Raw genomic sequence first — 16590 nt, 5'->3', positions numbered from 1 at the left:
AGAAGTAGAAGGAAAAATAAAGATGAAAGAACAACTGAACAGGATCAAAGAAAAATTAGCAACGATTCACCAATACGATGAAGATTTTGAGGTATTTGGAGCAGATTCACATGAATATCAAATAGGAACTTGTGTACCAACCACAACAGTAGTGGCTTTTGAGCAAAAGTGTTCCATTAAGTTGCCAGAAGCATATGTGTCATTTGTCACGCAAATAGGCAATGGAAATACAAGTGAAAATGCCTATATGGGAAGTGCAGCAGGACCTTATTATGGTATTTATCCCCTAGGTGATGGATTAGAAGATTTACCTGTAGGAGATAATAAAAAATACCTAAGTTACCCGTGTTTATTGCGACCTGATCTCACCGAAGAGGAATGGAAAACGCTAACAGCCAGCATGTATGAAGAAGAGTTGTCTGATGAGGCTTATGATGCCATCGTCGGTCCTTTGTATGGAGGAATCTTACCCATCGGCACTCAAGGATGTGCAATTACGACAGGTTTAATTCTCAACGGAACTTATAAAGGGAGAATCGTTTACCTCAATGAAGATTACCAACCTATTTTTGCCTATGAAGCTCATTTCTTGGATTGGTATGAACGCTGGTTAGATGAAATTATATCAGGTGATTTGCGCGCAGAACACGCTGGTTGGTTCGGATATAGAAGAGGAGGAACAAGTGCGTTTTTATGGAAGGCCTTTCAAACCGCTAGAGATGAAAAAGAACAATTGGAATATTTGGAGGGACTCATCAATAAAAGTGAAATTAACGACGAGATTCTTCAAGCAATTGTACAGACAGTTCCTTTGGCAACCCCTGCTGTAAAAGAAAACTTAATCACAATATTAGCAAAAACAAAATACGATTTAGCCTTGCCATTCTTACTAGAAGAAGTGGAAGTGAATTTATTGTTTGTCTTGCAGAAGATTCACTGGTATGGAAAAAATGAAGCCGATTGGTTGCCGACTTTAGAACGGTATAAGGATCGTATAGAAGAGGAAGAAACCTATCGTTTTTATACGTATATCGCCATAAAGGCGACAGAAGATTTTGCTCATTTGATTCTACCTGGCTTATCTTCTAGTTTGGCCTCAATTCGAAGTCAGGCAATCTATACCTTGGGAAAATTGAGCACTAAACAAGTCTATGCATCCTATTTTATTACCGCCCTACAAGACGACGATGAAAGTGTTGTACTATACAGTCTACAAGCCTTAAAAGGTGTAGAGGATGAGCGATTGCCACAAGTATATACAGCGGTATATCACAAGTATAAAAATAGCGAAGAGGAGAATTACATTCTGATTAATCTAAAACATCGTTTAGCAGAGATTCAAATGAATATAGCAGATTTAGAAATATAAATGGAAGAAGCAAGAAAAAAGAGTATAGGAAAGTTTTTGTCCTTGATTTTAAGACACGAACCCAGTAAAATTGGCATTCAATTAGATGCGAATGGATGGGCTGATATTGAAGAGTTGATTCAGAAGTGTGGTAAGCATCGCGTTTCTTTCACTCGAAAAGAATTGGATGAAATTGTTGCAACAAACAATAAGAAAAGGTATTCGTTAAACGAAGATCAAACGAAAATACGTGCCAATCAAGGGCATTCAATTGCCGTAGATTTGGAGTTTACCCCACAAGAACCTCCAGTTTTCCTGTATCACGGTACAGCTGATCGATTTTTACCCTCTATTTACAATGAAGGCATTAAAAAAATGAGTAGACAACACGTACACTTGAGTCAGGACAAAGAAACGGCAACAGCTGTTGGCTCTCGTCACGGACGTGTGGTGGTACTCACTATCTTAGCAGGAAAAATGAAGGAAGATGGTTTGTTGTTTTATTGCTCAGCGAACGGGGTTTGGTTAACAGATTATATTGACCCTAAATATATCTCTAGTTGATGGTTGGGAGTTACCAACAAACAACGTACAATTCATTCTCCTATCTCAAAATAAAAATAAGTACATACGTAATTACCAGGGATTTAAAAGACAAGAAAGCAAAAGAATCGACTGATAATTTTCTGTTGATTACACTAAACCCTAAAACAATAGGTAAGACATACAAGGCATAATACATAATAGTGTACAGGTGATTGTATACCCAAGCTGCCCATGAACCCGTGTGAAAACCGGTAATATAGGAAGCCCGCATAATCCAAAGGATTAGGTGAATAAAACAAAGTGTAAAAATAGAAATATCGGCTATTTTTGCCGCTTTTACTCTCGATTTAGTTGAGTCTAGGTCTGTGTTCTCCATTTGCTAATTTCCAAGCCGTTTCAAATATTAATTGCGTTCTTTTTGTTAGAATCGGAAAATCTATCTTATCAAAGGTATCAGAAGGTAAATGGTAGTCTTCGTGTGTTCCATTGTAAAAGAATATTGCAGGAATATTATTTTTAGCGAAGTTGTAATGATCAGAGCGGTAGTAAATCTGTTGAGGATCATTATCGTCGTTGAATGTATAATCCAAAATCAATTGTACCGATTCTTCGTTAGCTTTTTCTGCTGTATCGTGTAGATCTTGACTGAGCTTATCCGATCCCACTAAAAAGACATAGTCTTGGGTAGAGTGATGTTCTTCACTTCGTCTTCCGATCATGTCAATATTGAGATTAGCAATCGTTTGAGCTAGTGGAATAGGTGGGTTTTCTGTATAGAATTTAGATCCGAATAGGCCAAATTCTTCTCCTGTTAGATGAAGAAATAGAACGGATCGTTTCGGCTTGATCCCTTCTTTTACAAGAGATTGAAATACACGGGCGATTTCCATAACTGCAGAAGTACCCGAACCATTGTCATCTGCTCCATAGTAAATTTTATTAAGTAGAATCCCCATATGATCAAAATGAGCAGAAATAACCAATACCTCTTCAGGTTTTTCGCTCCCTTCAATATAAGCCCAAACATTTTCGCTGTCCTTGAGTTTCATTTGCCAATTATGCATAAAGGACGCAGGGACAGGCTGAAAGTAATTGGTAGCGGTAGGAGGTATTCCTATACCTAATTTTTTATAGTAATTAGCCAAATAATGAGCTGCTTTTCTCTGACCAGGTTCTCCTGTTCTCCTTCCTTCCAAACTATCTGCTGTTAAAACCCACAAACTCTTTTTGATTGAATCAGAAGAAATGCGATTAAAATAAGCTTCTTTCGTAGTTGTCGAATCATTTTGTACAACCGTTTGAGGTGATTGACATTGTATAAATCCTATACACAGTAAATAAATGGAAGATAAAAGCAGTAGTTTTTTCATAAACGATAAAATTAACGATCTAGTCTCGTAAGCGAATCAAAAATACTAATAATTTTCCTTTTGTTTATTGATTTTTGTGTATTGTGCTGAGATGTTTAAAACCTTCACGATTTATTTTTGAAATACAAAGCCTTGATGCGTTAGTATTTCGGATGATGGTTTCTTCCCAATTGTTATAGATATTGTAGTGTTTACGCTTTTTTGTTTTTGGTTGATTTTTTCATGATAACCCAATCGTTTACTATATATTATAGGTATTAAAAAAAACAGAAAATCAAGATAAAATAGCACTGTGTTTTTATCTTGATTTTTAGGCTAATCATTTTGAGTTAATAATCTGCGTTTATTAAATTGTGATTAACTGGTAAATAACAACTATATACCGTTGTATATATTGATTTTGCTTCATTTTCAATTGGATTTCCTTGACTATTTAGAGGACGAAATTTAATTAAGTAGTTACCAGGTTTTTTAAATGAATGCTTAATCTCTTCAATATTATTAATAATTTTAGGACCATCTCCTTCATCAAAATCGATTTCAATTTTAGAAGCATTTGAATGGATCGTGTACACCGCTTGTTCACCAACACAAATAGTTGTAGTACCGTCAATAGCCATAAAGAAAGAAGACGCAAAATTAGGAAGACCAAGACGAGTTCCCGGTAGACCATCTGCCCCTCTTTCAGTTCCTGGAGACAAATTTTTCAAAGCATAAACCTTTGTGGTTAATGGTTTATTTGGGTTTTCAAACATATATAACAGTGATGGATATGGATCAGTAAAAGAAGGAGGGCTCATTGTCATATACATGCGAAGATCTGGGCCTAATTGAATCGCTCCACTAAAATAGTTATTTGTTGGAGCTGCATATGTTTTTAGAATTACAGTATTTCCAAGAAGCAATTCGTTAAAATCAAATACATAAGCTATTTTATTTTCTGCATCAGCAGCACTTACATATAAGTAATTTCCATCAGGCGAAAATTCTCCTCCATAACTGGTAATAGATTTATTTGCAATTGCTCTATAGTTGTTGGTATTAGAGAATTTTCCTGTTTTATTATTAAATTCTCCCCAATATAAATTAAATGCTAGATTTTCCACTAAAGCAAAATATTTTCCATTAGGCGAGATTTTAAAACAACCATAACCTGGACGATCTGGAACAAGCGCATTATCCGGAATTGGAGATGTTATGGGAGAATTTAATACACCGTCTTTAGTTAATAACCAAGCTACCATTTTTGAATCAATTCCTGCTCTGGAAATAGAAATAATCCAATAATCAACACCATTAGCATGCTTTGTAGCGGCTAATGATTCAACAAAACTCGATTTTGCAACCCCTTGAGGTAACTCAAATTGGCGATTTTTAGGTAATTCGAGTTTACCTAAACCATTGTTCGCTTCAATATCAAGTATATTGTATGCAAGTTTATTTTCTCCACTTATTCCAATGGAAATCGCGACATATTTATTTTTATTTCCTGGAAATGGAACAATAATACCCGATTGAGCTGAGCTACTATGTCCTTCTAACTCTGTTGCATTTTCCATTATATCGTGGTTCGCGTTGTAGATGATACTTCCATTCGAATAAAACAGTAGATTACCTTGAGAATCTGACAATGAAAAAACTCCTTCTCTTGTGCTCATAGGATACAGCTGGGGGCGAACACTTTGAGATTCATAACGTGTAGGGATTCCCGTTAATGCTACTGTTGTATTAGGTGCGTCAATTGGAGATCCATTAAAAGTTTGCGTTCTATTCCAAGTAATCCCTTGACCAGATCCATAAAACCAATTGTACGTTTCTTTTTGCGCAAAAACATTAAAACTGAGCATAATTAATAACATACTATAGCATAAATTCATTTGTTTCATTTTCAATTTTTTTTGTCTATTATAAATTTATATTCTCTCTAATTCTCCTGATACAATTGTAATTAAATCACCTTTTAGAAGGATATTATTTCCTGTATTTCAAAAAGAATTACTCCTTTCGAATTAAAAAACTAAATACCTGATTTTGTACTTCCATTAATCCGATGCACACTATTGTTGATTTTTATACCACATTGTTCTATGCTGTGCTGCGAGAAGATATTCTGGTAATTCCAGAAAAAGTCCCCTATATTCCTCAAATCGATCTACCTAGTAGTTTGACTTAATTTGAGCGTGACAGCCTTGGGAAATTACGTTGTAGGGTTGGTAGATTTACTAGGTATGATTACTAAATCCCAATCTCTTTCTGTATAGATCCTTTGATTTGCTAAACACAAGGAATAAACAATACAATAAATAATGGTTCTTTTCCTTTTTAAAACACTTAGCAGTTATCGACTTTTGTGTATCATTTTTTTAACCCAATAACTTGGGGTAAGATAAAATGTTAACGAGTGCAAATGTATTAATTAAAAATAATTAAATATGCGTTTAAAGTGAATATTATTCACATAATTAGACCTTTTGTGAAATACGCTTTTTGTATGTTAAATCATGTCTAAAGTTCTCGATAGGTAAGAGTAATTGAAATTATTGATTTGAATCTTTCTTATGGATGTTATGTGAAAATTGACAATACCTACTCATAAGCAGAATCGCGTATTGATAGTATGGCAATTTTGATGGGCGAGTAGCTAAAAAATGAACCACTAAAGGCTGTTAAAAAGACAAAATCACCATGTGGCATTCGGTACTAAAAGATGGAGTTAGTCAAGTGTATTCATTTTGGTTTTACCTTGTTTATACCTCACTAACAATTGTCTTTTTTATTAGTTGTGCTATATTTGTTGAAATAAAGAAAAAAAACATGGCGAAGGTAGTTTTTATTACAGGAGGATCCTCTGGTATTGGTAAATCAATCGGTAACTTTTTGCACGAAAAAGGTTTTAAAGTATATGGTACAAGTAGAAATCCTGAGCGTGTAACCACGTCGATATTTCCCTTAGTTCAATTAGATGTTCGAGATGAGCTTAGTATTGCTGAGGCAATTCAAATCGTAGTGGAAAAAGAAGGACGCATAGACATTTTGATCAACAATGCAGGAGTGGGGATTACCGGAGCAATTGAAGAAGTCCCTACAGGAGAAATTGTCAATAATTTTCAAACCAATGTATTTGGTCCCATTGCCGTAATAAAAGCAGTTTTGCCAACGATGCGCAAACAGAAAAAGGGATTAATTATTAACGTTACCTCCATAGCGGGTTATATGGGATTGCCTTTCCGTGGTTATTATTCTTCTTCCAAAGGAGCGCTGGAATTGATTACAGAATCCTTGCGTATGGAATTAAAACCTTTCGGAATTGAAGTTACTAATGTGGCACCTGGAGATTTTGCTACCAATATTGCTGCAGGACGTTATCATGCACCTGTACTTGAACATTCTCCATATGAAGAAATCTATAAAATGTCGTTGGATATGATGAATGAACACGTGGATAGCGGAGGGGATCCCATTGAGATGGCCCAAGCTATTTACAAAATTATCCAAACCCCTAAACCCAAAGTACGCTATGTTATTGGTGCACCAATGCAAAAGTTTTCACTGTTTTTGAAAAAGATTCTGCCAGGAAAAATGTATGAAAAACTCCTGATGAATCACTATAAAATTAAAGGCTAAAAAAGAAGCGTAAGAATACGGTAAAAGGGAATTAATATTGTATTTTTGACACACAACATAACAAATTTTAAGTTTTAAATTTATGAAGTTTTTTATTGACACCGCTAACTTAGATCAAATTAAGGAAGCAGAAGCTCTAGGAGTATTAGACGGAGTGACGACTAATCCTTCGCTAATGGCTAAAGAAGGTATTACAGGTGCAGCAAACATCTTAAACCACTACAAAGCAATTTGCGATATTGTAGAAGGTGATGTAAGTGCAGAAGTAATTGCTATTGATTACGAAGGAATGATTAAAGAAGGAGAAGAGTTAGCTGCTTTACATCCACAAATCGTTGTGAAATTACCGATGACGAAAGAAGGAGTAAAAGCGTGTAAATACTTTTCATCAAAAGGAATTCGCACAAACGTTACTTTAGTATTCTCTGCAGGACAAGCTTTGTTAGCTGCTAAAGCTGGAGCTACTTACGTTTCTCCTTTTATTGGTAGATTGGATGATATTTCAACAGATGGGTTAGTGCTTATTGAAGAAATTCGTCAAATTTATGACAACTACGGATATGAGACGCAAATTTTAGCTGCTTCAGTTCGTCATACTATGCACATTGTTAACTGTGCAAAAATCGGTGCAGATGTAATGACTGGACCTTTATCTGCTATTTTAGGACTGTTGAAACACCCACTTACAGATAATGGATTAGCTCAATTCTTAGCTGATTACGCAAAAGGGAATCAATAACCTTTTCATACAAAACTTATTTACAAACATACAAACTAAAAAAAGCCAACTTCGAAAGAAGTTGGCTTTTTTTGTATGTTGTTTGTCGATTGTTGTATGCTGTTGAATTCTCGATGAAAGAAAAATATTCTTCAATCAAGAAAATCCGCTGTCAACTGTGAACTGTTTACTGTTTACTGTTAACTGTTCCCCTCATTTCTTATCACTCAAAAATAAGAGCCCAATAAGTATAAAACCAATTCCAGTAACAAGAGGAGGTTGCATATTAGATTTGATTCCAAGGAAAATCATATAGATTCCCAGTAAAATGATTATTATAGCTAAAATACGTTGCATATGTTTTTTGATGTGAGGTTGTTTGTTGTATGTTGTTGAATTCTAGATGAAAGAAAAAGTATGCTTCAATCAGAAAATCCGCTGTCAACTGTCAACTGTTCACCGTCAACAATCAACAATCAACAATCAACAATCAACCGTTAGGAAATAAACGTTAAAAATACATTTAAAATCAAGGCATTGAGGATATCAATAAAAAAGGCACCTACTAGAGGGATAATTAAAAAAGCCTTGTAAGAAGGTCCAAATCGATTGGTAACCGCTTGAATATTGGCAACTGCCGTGGCAGTAGCGCCCAGTCCGAAACCACAGTGTCCTGCGCTGAGTACAATTGCATCGTAATCTTTCCCCATCCATCGGAAAGTGACATAGGCAGCAAAAAAGAGCATCAAGACAACCTGAATTAAGAGGATAAGTAAGATAGGTAGAGCTAAGTCAACAATTAGCCATAATTTCAGCGACATCAAAGCACAGGCTAAAAAGATAGATAAACCTGTGTTTCCAACAACATCTATATTTCTGCTGTGAACTTTATACTTAAAAATATAGGTTAAGCTATTGCGAATGATTAATCCGATGAATAAACACCAAACAAATGTAGGGAGTTTAAAAGAATATTGCGTGTTCCAATCAGCTAGCCATTGTCCTAAGACCAAGCAGATGGCCATCATGGTTATCGTATGCATCATGGTCGTATAGCTAATAGGAGAAAAGTTTTTTGATTTGGTAATATCTTGTTCTTCTTCCTGTTTTTCGATCGTTTCAGGATCAATCTCTTTATAGTTGTTTTTCTTTAGCAGACGATAGGCTAGAGGACCACCAATAGACCCTCCAAAAATCAATCCAAATGTAGCACAAGCCATACCGATTTCTTTAGCACCTAACAATGGATTACCACTCACTGCAAAGTCATCTGCCCAAGCTCCAGCTGTACCATGTCCACCTGTGAGTGTAATTGAACCTGCAATTAAACCAAAACGCAAGTCGAGGTTGAGTAATTTAGCAAGTATAACACCAAGCGAATTTTGACAAACGATAAAAACGGCTGCAATAATTAAGAAAATAAGTAAAGATTTACCTCCTTGTAGTAATTTAGAAAAATCGGCGTTCAACCCTATCGAAGAAAAGAAGACAAGCATCATACTTTGTTGAATAGCTTCGTTGAAGGTAAAATCTGTATCTAGAAAAGAATGGGCTCCCCAAGTGAATAAGGCGATCAGAAAACCGCCTACAACGGGTTCCGGAATATTATACTTTTTTAACCAATTCACTTTCGATACAATAAAATGTCCTAACAAAAGAACAAGGCAAGCTAACATTAAGGTCTCATAAATTCCAAAATCCATATAAAGTCTATTTAAATATTTATCTATCTAAATCAATAGATAGCGGGGATACATAAAGTACAAATATAAGTAAAGATCAAGTGAATTGATATGGTGGAAAACGCTTTTTGTTTGTTTTTTACGTGATTGCTTGAATTAAATGTGAAAATATTTGTTTTATGTAGATTATTCGCTAATTGTATTGTATTATATGTAATTAAAAAAATGAGATAAAACTTTTTTGTAGTCTGTGTGAAATATCTATTTTTGCATATGCAACACAATGTACTTATTTTAGATTTTGGTTCGCAATACACACAGTTAATTGCGAGAAGGGTTCGAGAATTAAATATATTCTGCGAGATCCTGCCTTATAACGGTTTACCCGAGGATTTATCAGCGTATAATGCGGTAATTTTATCAGGAAGTCCTTATTCTGTTCGTTCACAGGAAGCTTTACATCCAGACCTTGCTCAGATTAAAGGTAAAATGCCTTTATTAGCAGTGTGTTATGGTGCACAGTATTTGGCACATTTCTTTGGTGGTGAAGTAGCTCCTTCTGATACACGCGAATATGGAAGAGCAAATCTTGCTTTTATTGCTGAAGATCCTTTCCTAAAAGATATTCCACAAAACAGCCAAGTGTGGATGAGCCACAGTGATACTATCAAAGCTTTGCCTACCAATGCGGTTTTATTGGCAAGTACTGCAGATGTTACTAATGCGGCTTATAAAATTAAAGGTGAACAAACGTATGCGATTCAATTCCACCCAGAAGTGTACCATTCAACAGATGGTGCTCAATTATTGAAAAACTTCTTAGTTGATATTGCTGGTGTAAAACAAGATTTTACTCCTGCATCATTTGTCGATGAAACGATTGCAGATTTACGTGCAAAAGTAGGAAGCGAAAAAGTAGTTTTAGCGCTTTCAGGAGGTGTTGATTCAACTGTTGCAGCTGTTTTATTGAGCAAAGCTATTGGCGATAACTTACACTGTATTTTTGTAAACAATGGATTATTGCGCAAAAACGAGTTTGCCAATGTATTGAAGCAATATGAAGGAATGGGATTAAACGTTAAAGGAGTAGATGCTTCTCAACGTTTTATGGATGCTTTAGCAGGTCAAGATGATCCAGAAACAAAACGCAAAACAATTGGACGCGTTTTTATCGAGGTATTTGATGACGAATCAAAATTGATTAAAGATGCAACTTTCTTAGGGCAAGGGACAATCTATCCAGATGTAATCGAATCAATTTCGGTTAAAGGACCTTCAGCTACAATTAAATCACACCACAATGTTGGAGGATTACCTGATTTCATGAAATTGAAAATCGTGGAACCTTTGCGTATGTTGTTTAAAGATGAAGTACGCCGAGTAGGAGCTTCTTTGGGAATTGATCCTGAATTATTAGGACGTCACCCTTTCCCAGGACCTGGATTGGCGATTCGTATCTTAGGTGATATTACTCCAGAAAAAGTGAGTCTATTACAAGAAGTTGATGCAATCTTCATCAATGGATTAAAAGAACACGGATTATACAACTCAGTTTGGCAAGCAGGAGCTATCCTATTACCTGTAAATTCAGTAGGTGTAATGGGAGATGAAAGAACTTATGAAAAAGTTGTAGCCTTGCGTGCTGTTGCTTCAACAGATGGGATGACAGCTGATTGGGTACATTTACCATATGAGTTCTTAATGGAGATTTCAAATAAAATCATCAATAAAGTTAAAGGGGTAAATAGAGTGGTATATGATATCAGTTCTAAACCACCTGCAACGATTGAATGGGAATAAAATTAGAAAAATAAATAAGTCGCTGTATATTTGTATAGCGACTTATTCGCTTTTATAAAATTAGTAAGATGAAAAAGAGACTTGTTATAGCTTTAGCAGCATTTATTTTTACCAGTGGATTAGCTTTCGCACAGGAGCAAAATTACACCTCTCATCGCGTGAGCAAGGGAGAGACAATCAGTAAGATTGCCCGCGAAAACAAAATATCAGTTAGTGAAATTTTGAGGCTTAATCCCGATGCAAAAACGGGAATTAAAGAAGGCGATGTCATTCAAGTTCCTGCAACTAAAAATGCAGGAAAAACGGGAACGACTGATACCCCTGTTGCAAAAAAAGTAGAACAAGTAGCGGATTCAAAGAGAAAGACACATCTCGTACAAGCAAAGGAAACCGTGTTTGGGATTAGTCGCTTGTATAATGTAAGTGTACAAGATCTGTACCAATGGAATCCAGAGTTAGAACGCAATGGCTTAAAAGCTAATAGCAATCTATTTGTATCACCTGCCGCAACAACTACAGCAACGGATCAAACGGCTAATGTAACCGTAATGCTGCCTGCAACTAAAGCAGTAACCCCTGTAGATAAAGCACAAGTAGGATATAAGGAAATTGATATTGAGCCAAGACAAACTTTGTACAGTTTAGCTGTTGAATACCAAACATCTGTTCAAAAACTGATGGAATTAAATCCAGAGTTAAGTGAAGGATTAAAAAGCGGTCAGAAGATCAAAGTACCAACAACAGGTAAAAGTGTGGCAGAAGCGCCTAAAACAAGTGAAACGAAGCCCGTTGGATCAAGTGCACAAGAGAATCAAGCGTACAATACTATTACAATCGAACCAAAGCAAACGCTATTCAGTATTGCCAAAGAATACAACCTTTCTGTGGATGAATTGATTGAAATGAATCCAGACCTTCGAAAAGGTGGTTTGCAAATAGGGATGGAATTAAATATTCCATCAACTGGAGGAGCACCTGTTAAATCAACAACAACAGAACCAAAGTGGAGCGTAGAACCCTCTGGAGCTTTTGTAGATTTAACAACCTCAGTAGATCGTTATACCGCAAAAGAATTGGTTTTGTTATTGCCATTCAATACTTCGCGCATCGGTGATAATATCAATGATCGAATGAAAACGGATGGTTTTCTAAATATGACGATGGATTTTTATTTAGGAGCAAAATTAGCGATCGATAAAGCAACTCGTATGGGATTGCCTTTAACGGTAAAAGTGTTTGATTCGAATGAAACAAAAAACAGTTCTGATGTAAAGAGAATTCTTCAAGGCGAAGGTATCAGTAAAGCAGAAGTGGTAATCGGTCCCTTCTTCCAAAGCAATGTCGATGAAGCGGTGAAAGCTTTGCCAAATAGCGATATTGTATTGGTATCACCTTTGTCTAATGAAAAGGCAAATCCATCTCCACAATTGGTGCAAACCATGCCTTACGGCGACGTATTGAAACAAGCTTTGTTGGAGTATTTTAGTAAAGGAGATAGCAAAATTACCGTAATTGTCGACGAGAAAAAAACCTCGACTAAGCGCTTCATGCAACGAAACTATCCAAACATCAAGCTAATCGAAACCAAAGAATTAAAAGATATCGATAAAACCTTAGTTGCAGGAAAAAACAATGTTTTTATTCTCGATTCAAACAGTATTGAATCAGCTTTACTTTTAACGGATAAGTTGAAAACTAGAACGGATAAATTTGACATTCAGGTCGCGTCATTTGATAAAAGTGAGGTCTTTGATTACGGGGAAATCAAAATTGAAACACTAGTAGGACTAAATTATACCTTTCCTTCTGTAACAAGAGACAGTGAAACGAGTTTAGATACAACCTTTGCCCGCGAATATAAAGCACAAAATAACGCGGTGCCGAATCGCTTTGCTATTCGCGGTTATGACGTAACGTTAGACGTTATCTTGCGCATGTTCCAGCGCGAAGGATTTACAGGCTCAATTGGAGTGAAGTCGACAGAAATTGAAAATAAATTTGTGTACAGCAAAAATCCAGAAGGAACGATTCGCAATAAAGGCGTGTATATCTTGCAATACAACAATGATTTAACCGTAAAAGTAGTAGAATAATGTTATCAAAAATAAAGTATTTAGGCGATCTAAGAACAGAATCGGTACACTTGCAATCAGGTGAGGTCATTATTACAGATGCTCCTGTAGACAATCATGGAAAAGGACAAGCTTTTTCTCCTACAGATATGGTAACCAATGCAGCAGGTTCTTGTGCCATGACCATTATGGGAATCAAAGCAAATGAAATGGGAGTAGATATTGTCGGATCGACAATTGAGGTGTACAAAGAAATGCAAGCGGATCCAAGGCGAATTAAAAAAATAACCTTGAACATTAGTATGTTGAGTAATGCAGATGAAAAACAACGCCTAATTTTAGAGCGCGTAGCTATGCATTGTCCTGTTTTATTAAGTTTACATCCCGAAATAGAAAAAGAGGTAACCTTTAATTGGACGCAAAAATAATGCTCGACAATCAGAAAGAATTAGTTGAATTGGCAAAAGCCAAGATGCCTTTTGGTAAATATGAAGGTAAATACCTGATTGATTTACCAGAGTATTATGTGGTGTGGTATCACAATAAAGGCTTCCCTAAAGGAAAATTAGGCCAGCAATTAGCTTTAGTATACGAATTAAAATTAAACGGATTAGAACCTTTAATTCGAAATATTCGAAACAATTTTTAAAGATAAACCGACTATAACGTCGGTTTTTTTTTGGTTTCAGGTGAACGATACTAGCTGTAAACACTCATGAATAGAGGGAAGAAGTGTTAATTCTTTCTCTAAATAAAAAATTAGAGCAAATAAAAAAAAGAGAATGTATTGGCCTTAAATTTTTTGAATTGATAGTTTAAACCTCTTTTTTTAGTAATTGACTAGTAAAAGTCTGTTTTTTTTTATTTTGTAGTTGAACCAAAAATGTGTTTTTTACCTCTAGCAATAGGGTGGAAACTAAAAACTTGATAAATAGTCGTAAATTTGTAGAATAAAAATAGCGTAGTTATGATGAATATTCCTACATCGAATCGTCCGAGAGTAGTAATTATTGGAGGAGGATTTGGTGGATTAGCATTAGCTAAGAAATTGAAAAACAAAAATTTTCAAGTTGTCTTATTAGATAAGCATAATTATCATACGTTTCAACCCTTGCTGTATCAAGTCGCAACAGGCGGTTTGGAATCGGGATCTATTGCATTTCCCATTCGCAAGGTGGTTCAAAACTATGAGGGAATTTACTTTCGCGTAGCTCAAGTTCAGCGCATTGATACCGAAAATAAAAAAGTCGTTGCTGATATTGGAACGATCTTTTTTGATTATTTAGTCATTGCCACAGGTTCTAAAACCAATTTCTTTGGCAATACCGCTATCCAACAAAACAGCATGGCGATGAAGACGATTCCACAATCGTTGAACATCCGCAGTTTGGTGTTGGAAAATTTTGAAGAAGCGTTACTAACCAATGACGAAAAAGAAAAACGCGCGTTGATGAATTTCGTGATTGTTGGTGCAGGGCCAACAGGAGTGGAGCTTGCGGGGGCATTAGCTGAAATGAAAAAACACGTGTTGCCCAAAGATTATCCCGATTTAGATATCAGACAAATGGAAATCAACGTGATTCAAGGAGGCTCCAAAGTGTTAGATGCTATGTCTGAAAAATCCTCTCGAAGAGCGCAAGAATTTTTAGAAAAATTAGGCGTGAATGTTTGGGTGAACGAAATCGTAACGGATTTTGATGGAAAAACAGTACACACCAAATCTGGATTAACATTTCAAACCGAAACGGTTATTTGGACAGCTGGGGTGATGGGAGCCGTGATTGATGGATTTGAAGCATCCGTGATTCAGCGAGGAAATCGATTAAAAGTAAACGAATTTAATCAAGTAGAAGGTTTTACCGATATTTTTGCCATTGGAGATGTAGCGGCAATGGTTACAGAAAACCTGCCAATGGGACATCCGATGATGGCACAACCCGCTATTCAACAAGGGCAATTGTTAGCCAATAACCTCATTCAATTGAGAGATGGAAAACCATTGAAGAAATTTGTTTACAACGACAAAGGATCAATGGCAACCATAGGAAGAAATAAAGCGGTCGTTGACTTACCCAAGTTTCACTTCAGTGGATTCTTTGCCTGGTTTGTTTGGATGTTTGTCCATTTAATGTCGCTCATCGGATTTAGAAATAAATTCTTGGTGTTTTGGAACTGGCTATATAACTACCTGATGTTTGATCGTCAGGCGCGTTTAATCGTCCGACCATACAAGAAAAAGAACGAAGAAAGTTTTACAAAAAACAACGAATAAACGAAAAAGAGCCTGTAAATACAGGCTCTTTTTTATTGTAGTGAATCAGCAAATCAATAAACTTATTATAGGATCGAATGCCCTCTTTTTGATTGTTGATCTTGAGAAAATTACTGTAGATAAATTTAAAAATCGAATCTGTAATTGATTTATACGACTGCCAGAAAACGGTGTTTTCCATTAGGTTTACCTGAACACCAGGGTGAATCTCTTCCAGTATAGCTTTAAAATTTAATTCTGATTCTTCACTTTCCAATGCTTTCAGACAATAACGCAGGGCGAAGATATTTGCTGAGTATTGATAGTGTAGATCTGTTTGCTGTTTGGCCGCAAGAAACCCAATAAAGTTAGCCTCACTTTCCTTGGCATAACCTATTTGATGCGCAATTTCATGAGAAGCCGTAACAACAAAGGTAGAGGTTGGTATTTTAGTATTGACTTGCGCTTCTAGTGTAAAGGGATTCACATAACCTGAAAACCCCATATAAGTTAATGGTAAACTGTACAGAGAGCCTTTTGCTTTTTGATTTCCATAGGTATACCATTGCGTTGATTCACTTAAACGATGTATACCGAGTTCAGCATCTTTTAAGATTTGCTTTTTATCCACCGAAATAACAACCTCACGGAGAGAATCCTGTGTTAGCAATAGTTGCAAAGCATTGGTTTGATGGATGATTTCTCGCGTTAAGCTCGTTAGCTCCTCATTTGTATAACCTTGTTGTAAATCGAGTTGCGTACTTAGTGGTATACGGTAATTATTCAGTCCCCACAAAAGCGTAAAAGCTACATAAAAAAACAAACATCCTTTGAGTAGAAAACGCAGGTAATGGTGTATTCTCTTTTTTCTTTCCCTGTTTACTTTCCATATCAATCTAATTCTCCACAAGAGGAAAATGCCTACCAAAAAGTAGAGTACATCGCCAATAGAAAAAGGAAGTAGGTTGGTACACGCCGTGATCATACGCAAATAGAATGCATAAAAACCCTGGGTGTAAAGACGTTCAACCCATTCAGAATTTGAGGTTAGTATATTTTTAAAAATCAGAAATACAACAAATCCGAGGAGATAGTATCTTGTTTTAATCGATCGCATTTTTAACTAAATTTTATTTAGAATAGATAAATATAGCTATATATTTGTAGCAAACTTTTATC

14 protein-coding genes are annotated in these 16590 nt (G+C 35.9%); 9 read left to right on the top strand and 5 right to left on the bottom strand.

What is annotated here, in order from left to right:
- Positions 1-22: 22 nt before the first annotated feature.
- A complete protein-coding gene (locus H4K33_RS11460; protein ID WP_182649063.1) occupies positions 23-1369 on the top strand; it encodes an SMI1/KNR4 family protein in 1347 nt (448 codons plus the stop codon).
- Positions 1370-1912, top strand: coding sequence for an RNA 2'-phosphotransferase (locus H4K33_RS11455; protein WP_182649061.1), 543 nt, complete (start codon positions 1370-1372; stop codon positions 1910-1912). It begins immediately after the preceding gene.
- A gap of 40 nt (positions 1913-1952) precedes the next feature.
- Here H4K33_RS11455 and H4K33_RS11450 read toward each other — a convergent pair whose 3' ends face one another.
- The 3 genes from H4K33_RS11450 to H4K33_RS11440 form a co-directional block, all read right to left on the bottom strand.
- Positions 1953-2270 (bottom strand): hypothetical protein, encoded by a 318-nt coding sequence (locus tag H4K33_RS11450; RefSeq protein WP_182649059.1) that lies wholly within the window; start codon positions 2268-2270, stop codon positions 1953-1955.
- Complete coding sequence (locus H4K33_RS11445) at positions 2242-3264, bottom strand: M28 family metallopeptidase (protein ID WP_182649057.1); 1023 nt, start codon at positions 3262-3264, stop codon at positions 2242-2244. Before H4K33_RS11445 ends, H4K33_RS11450 begins: the two co-directional genes overlap by 29 nt.
- Positions 3265-3593: 329 nt before the next feature.
- Positions 3594-5150 carry a hypothetical protein gene (locus H4K33_RS11440; RefSeq protein ID WP_182649055.1) on the bottom strand — a complete coding sequence of 519 codons (1557 nt, stop codon included), beginning with the start codon at positions 5148-5150 and terminating at the stop codon, positions 3594-3596.
- 928 nt (positions 5151-6078) lie between these two features.
- Between H4K33_RS11440 and H4K33_RS11435 the strand changes: the two genes are divergently transcribed.
- Together H4K33_RS11435 and fsa are read left to right on the top strand one after the other, a co-directional pair.
- Entirely contained in the window at positions 6079-6888 is an 810-nt protein-coding gene (locus tag H4K33_RS11435; RefSeq protein WP_182649053.1) for an SDR family oxidoreductase, read from the top strand.
- A gap of 82 nt (positions 6889-6970) precedes the next feature.
- Positions 6971-7627 carry a fructose-6-phosphate aldolase gene (gene fsa / locus H4K33_RS11430; RefSeq protein ID WP_182626575.1) on the top strand — a complete coding sequence of 219 codons (657 nt, stop codon included), beginning with the start codon at positions 6971-6973 and terminating at the stop codon, positions 7625-7627.
- Between the two features lie 476 nt (positions 7628-8103).
- Here fsa and gltS read toward each other — a convergent pair whose 3' ends face one another.
- Complete coding sequence (gltS, locus tag H4K33_RS11425; RefSeq protein WP_182649051.1) at positions 8104-9309, bottom strand: sodium/glutamate symporter; 1206 nt, start codon at positions 9307-9309, stop codon at positions 8104-8106.
- A 252-nt stretch (positions 9310-9561) separates the two neighbouring features.
- Here gltS and guaA point away from each other — a divergent pair, with 252 nt between their 5' ends.
- The 5 genes from guaA (at position 9562) to H4K33_RS11400 (ending at position 15432) form a co-directional block, all read left to right on the top strand.
- Complete coding sequence (gene guaA / locus H4K33_RS11420; RefSeq protein ID WP_182649049.1) at positions 9562-11088, top strand: glutamine-hydrolyzing GMP synthase; 1527 nt, start codon at positions 9562-9564, stop codon at positions 11086-11088.
- 68 nt (positions 11089-11156) lie between these two features.
- A complete protein-coding gene (locus H4K33_RS11415; RefSeq protein ID WP_182649047.1) occupies positions 11157-13181 on the top strand; it encodes a LysM peptidoglycan-binding domain-containing protein in 2025 nt (674 codons plus the stop codon).
- Entirely contained in the window at positions 13181-13588 is a 408-nt protein-coding gene (locus tag H4K33_RS11410; protein WP_182649045.1) for an OsmC family protein, read from the top strand. Before H4K33_RS11415 ends, H4K33_RS11410 begins: the two co-directional genes overlap by 1 nt.
- Entirely contained in the window at positions 13588-13809 is a 222-nt protein-coding gene (locus H4K33_RS11405) for a DUF3820 family protein (RefSeq protein WP_182649043.1), read from the top strand. The genes H4K33_RS11410 and H4K33_RS11405 overlap by 1 nt, the downstream gene beginning before the upstream one ends.
- Before the next feature lie 318 nt (positions 13810-14127).
- On the top strand, positions 14128-15432 hold the full coding sequence (locus tag H4K33_RS11400; RefSeq protein ID WP_182649041.1) for an NAD(P)/FAD-dependent oxidoreductase: 1305 nt from the start codon (positions 14128-14130) through the stop codon (positions 15430-15432).
- Here the strand turns inward: H4K33_RS11400 and H4K33_RS11395 are convergent.
- Positions 15413-16528 carry a DUF3810 domain-containing protein gene (locus H4K33_RS11395; RefSeq protein WP_182649039.1) on the bottom strand — a complete coding sequence of 372 codons (1116 nt, stop codon included), beginning with the start codon at positions 16526-16528 and terminating at the stop codon, positions 15413-15415. The two genes, H4K33_RS11400 and H4K33_RS11395, sit on opposite strands and share 20 nt — an antisense overlap.
- Positions 16529-16590: the final 62 nt, after the last annotated feature.

Origin of the sequence: Myroides sp. WP-1 (assembly GCF_014145635.1) — a bacterium.
Taxonomy (GTDB): domain Bacteria; phylum Bacteroidota; class Bacteroidia; order Flavobacteriales; family Flavobacteriaceae; genus Flavobacterium.
The sequence above is the reverse complement of the archived record's forward strand: the minus strand, read 5'-3'. Positions and strand labels throughout refer to the sequence as shown.

What these genes read in the sequence shown, in the direction of transcription:
- H4K33_RS11460 (WP_182649063.1), top strand. Translation starts at nt 23, where the DNA reads ATGAAAGAACAACTGAACAGGATCAAAGAAAAATTAGCAACGATTCAC.
- H4K33_RS11455 (WP_182649061.1), top strand. Translation starts at nt 1,370, where the DNA reads ATGGAAGAAGCAAGAAAAAAGAGTATAGGAAAGTTTTTGTCCTTGATT.
- H4K33_RS11450 (WP_182649059.1), bottom strand. Translation starts at nt 2,270, where the DNA reads ATGGAGAACACAGACCTAGACTCAACTAAATCGAGAGTAAAAGCGGCA.
- H4K33_RS11445 (WP_182649057.1), bottom strand. Translation starts at nt 3,264, where the DNA reads ATGAAAAAACTACTGCTTTTATCTTCCATTTATTTACTGTGTATAGGA.
- H4K33_RS11440 (WP_182649055.1), bottom strand. Translation starts at nt 5,150, where the DNA reads ATGAAACAAATGAATTTATGCTATAGTATGTTATTAATTATGCTCAGT.
- H4K33_RS11435 (WP_182649053.1), top strand. Translation starts at nt 6,079, where the DNA reads ATGGCGAAGGTAGTTTTTATTACAGGAGGATCCTCTGGTATTGGTAAA.
- fsa (WP_182626575.1), top strand. Translation starts at nt 6,971, where the DNA reads ATGAAGTTTTTTATTGACACCGCTAACTTAGATCAAATTAAGGAAGCA.
- gltS (WP_182649051.1), bottom strand. Translation starts at nt 9,309, where the DNA reads ATGGATTTTGGAATTTATGAGACCTTAATGTTAGCTTGCCTTGTTCTT.
- guaA (WP_182649049.1), top strand. Translation starts at nt 9,562, where the DNA reads ATGCAACACAATGTACTTATTTTAGATTTTGGTTCGCAATACACACAG.
- H4K33_RS11415 (WP_182649047.1), top strand. Translation starts at nt 11,157, where the DNA reads ATGAAAAAGAGACTTGTTATAGCTTTAGCAGCATTTATTTTTACCAGT.
- H4K33_RS11410 (WP_182649045.1), top strand. Translation starts at nt 13,181, where the DNA reads ATGTTATCAAAAATAAAGTATTTAGGCGATCTAAGAACAGAATCGGTA.
- H4K33_RS11405 (WP_182649043.1), top strand. Translation starts at nt 13,588, where the DNA reads ATGCTCGACAATCAGAAAGAATTAGTTGAATTGGCAAAAGCCAAGATG.
- H4K33_RS11400 (WP_182649041.1), top strand. Translation starts at nt 14,128, where the DNA reads ATGATGAATATTCCTACATCGAATCGTCCGAGAGTAGTAATTATTGGA.
- H4K33_RS11395 (WP_182649039.1), bottom strand. Translation starts at nt 16,528, where the DNA reads ATGCGATCGATTAAAACAAGATACTATCTCCTCGGATTTGTTGTATTT.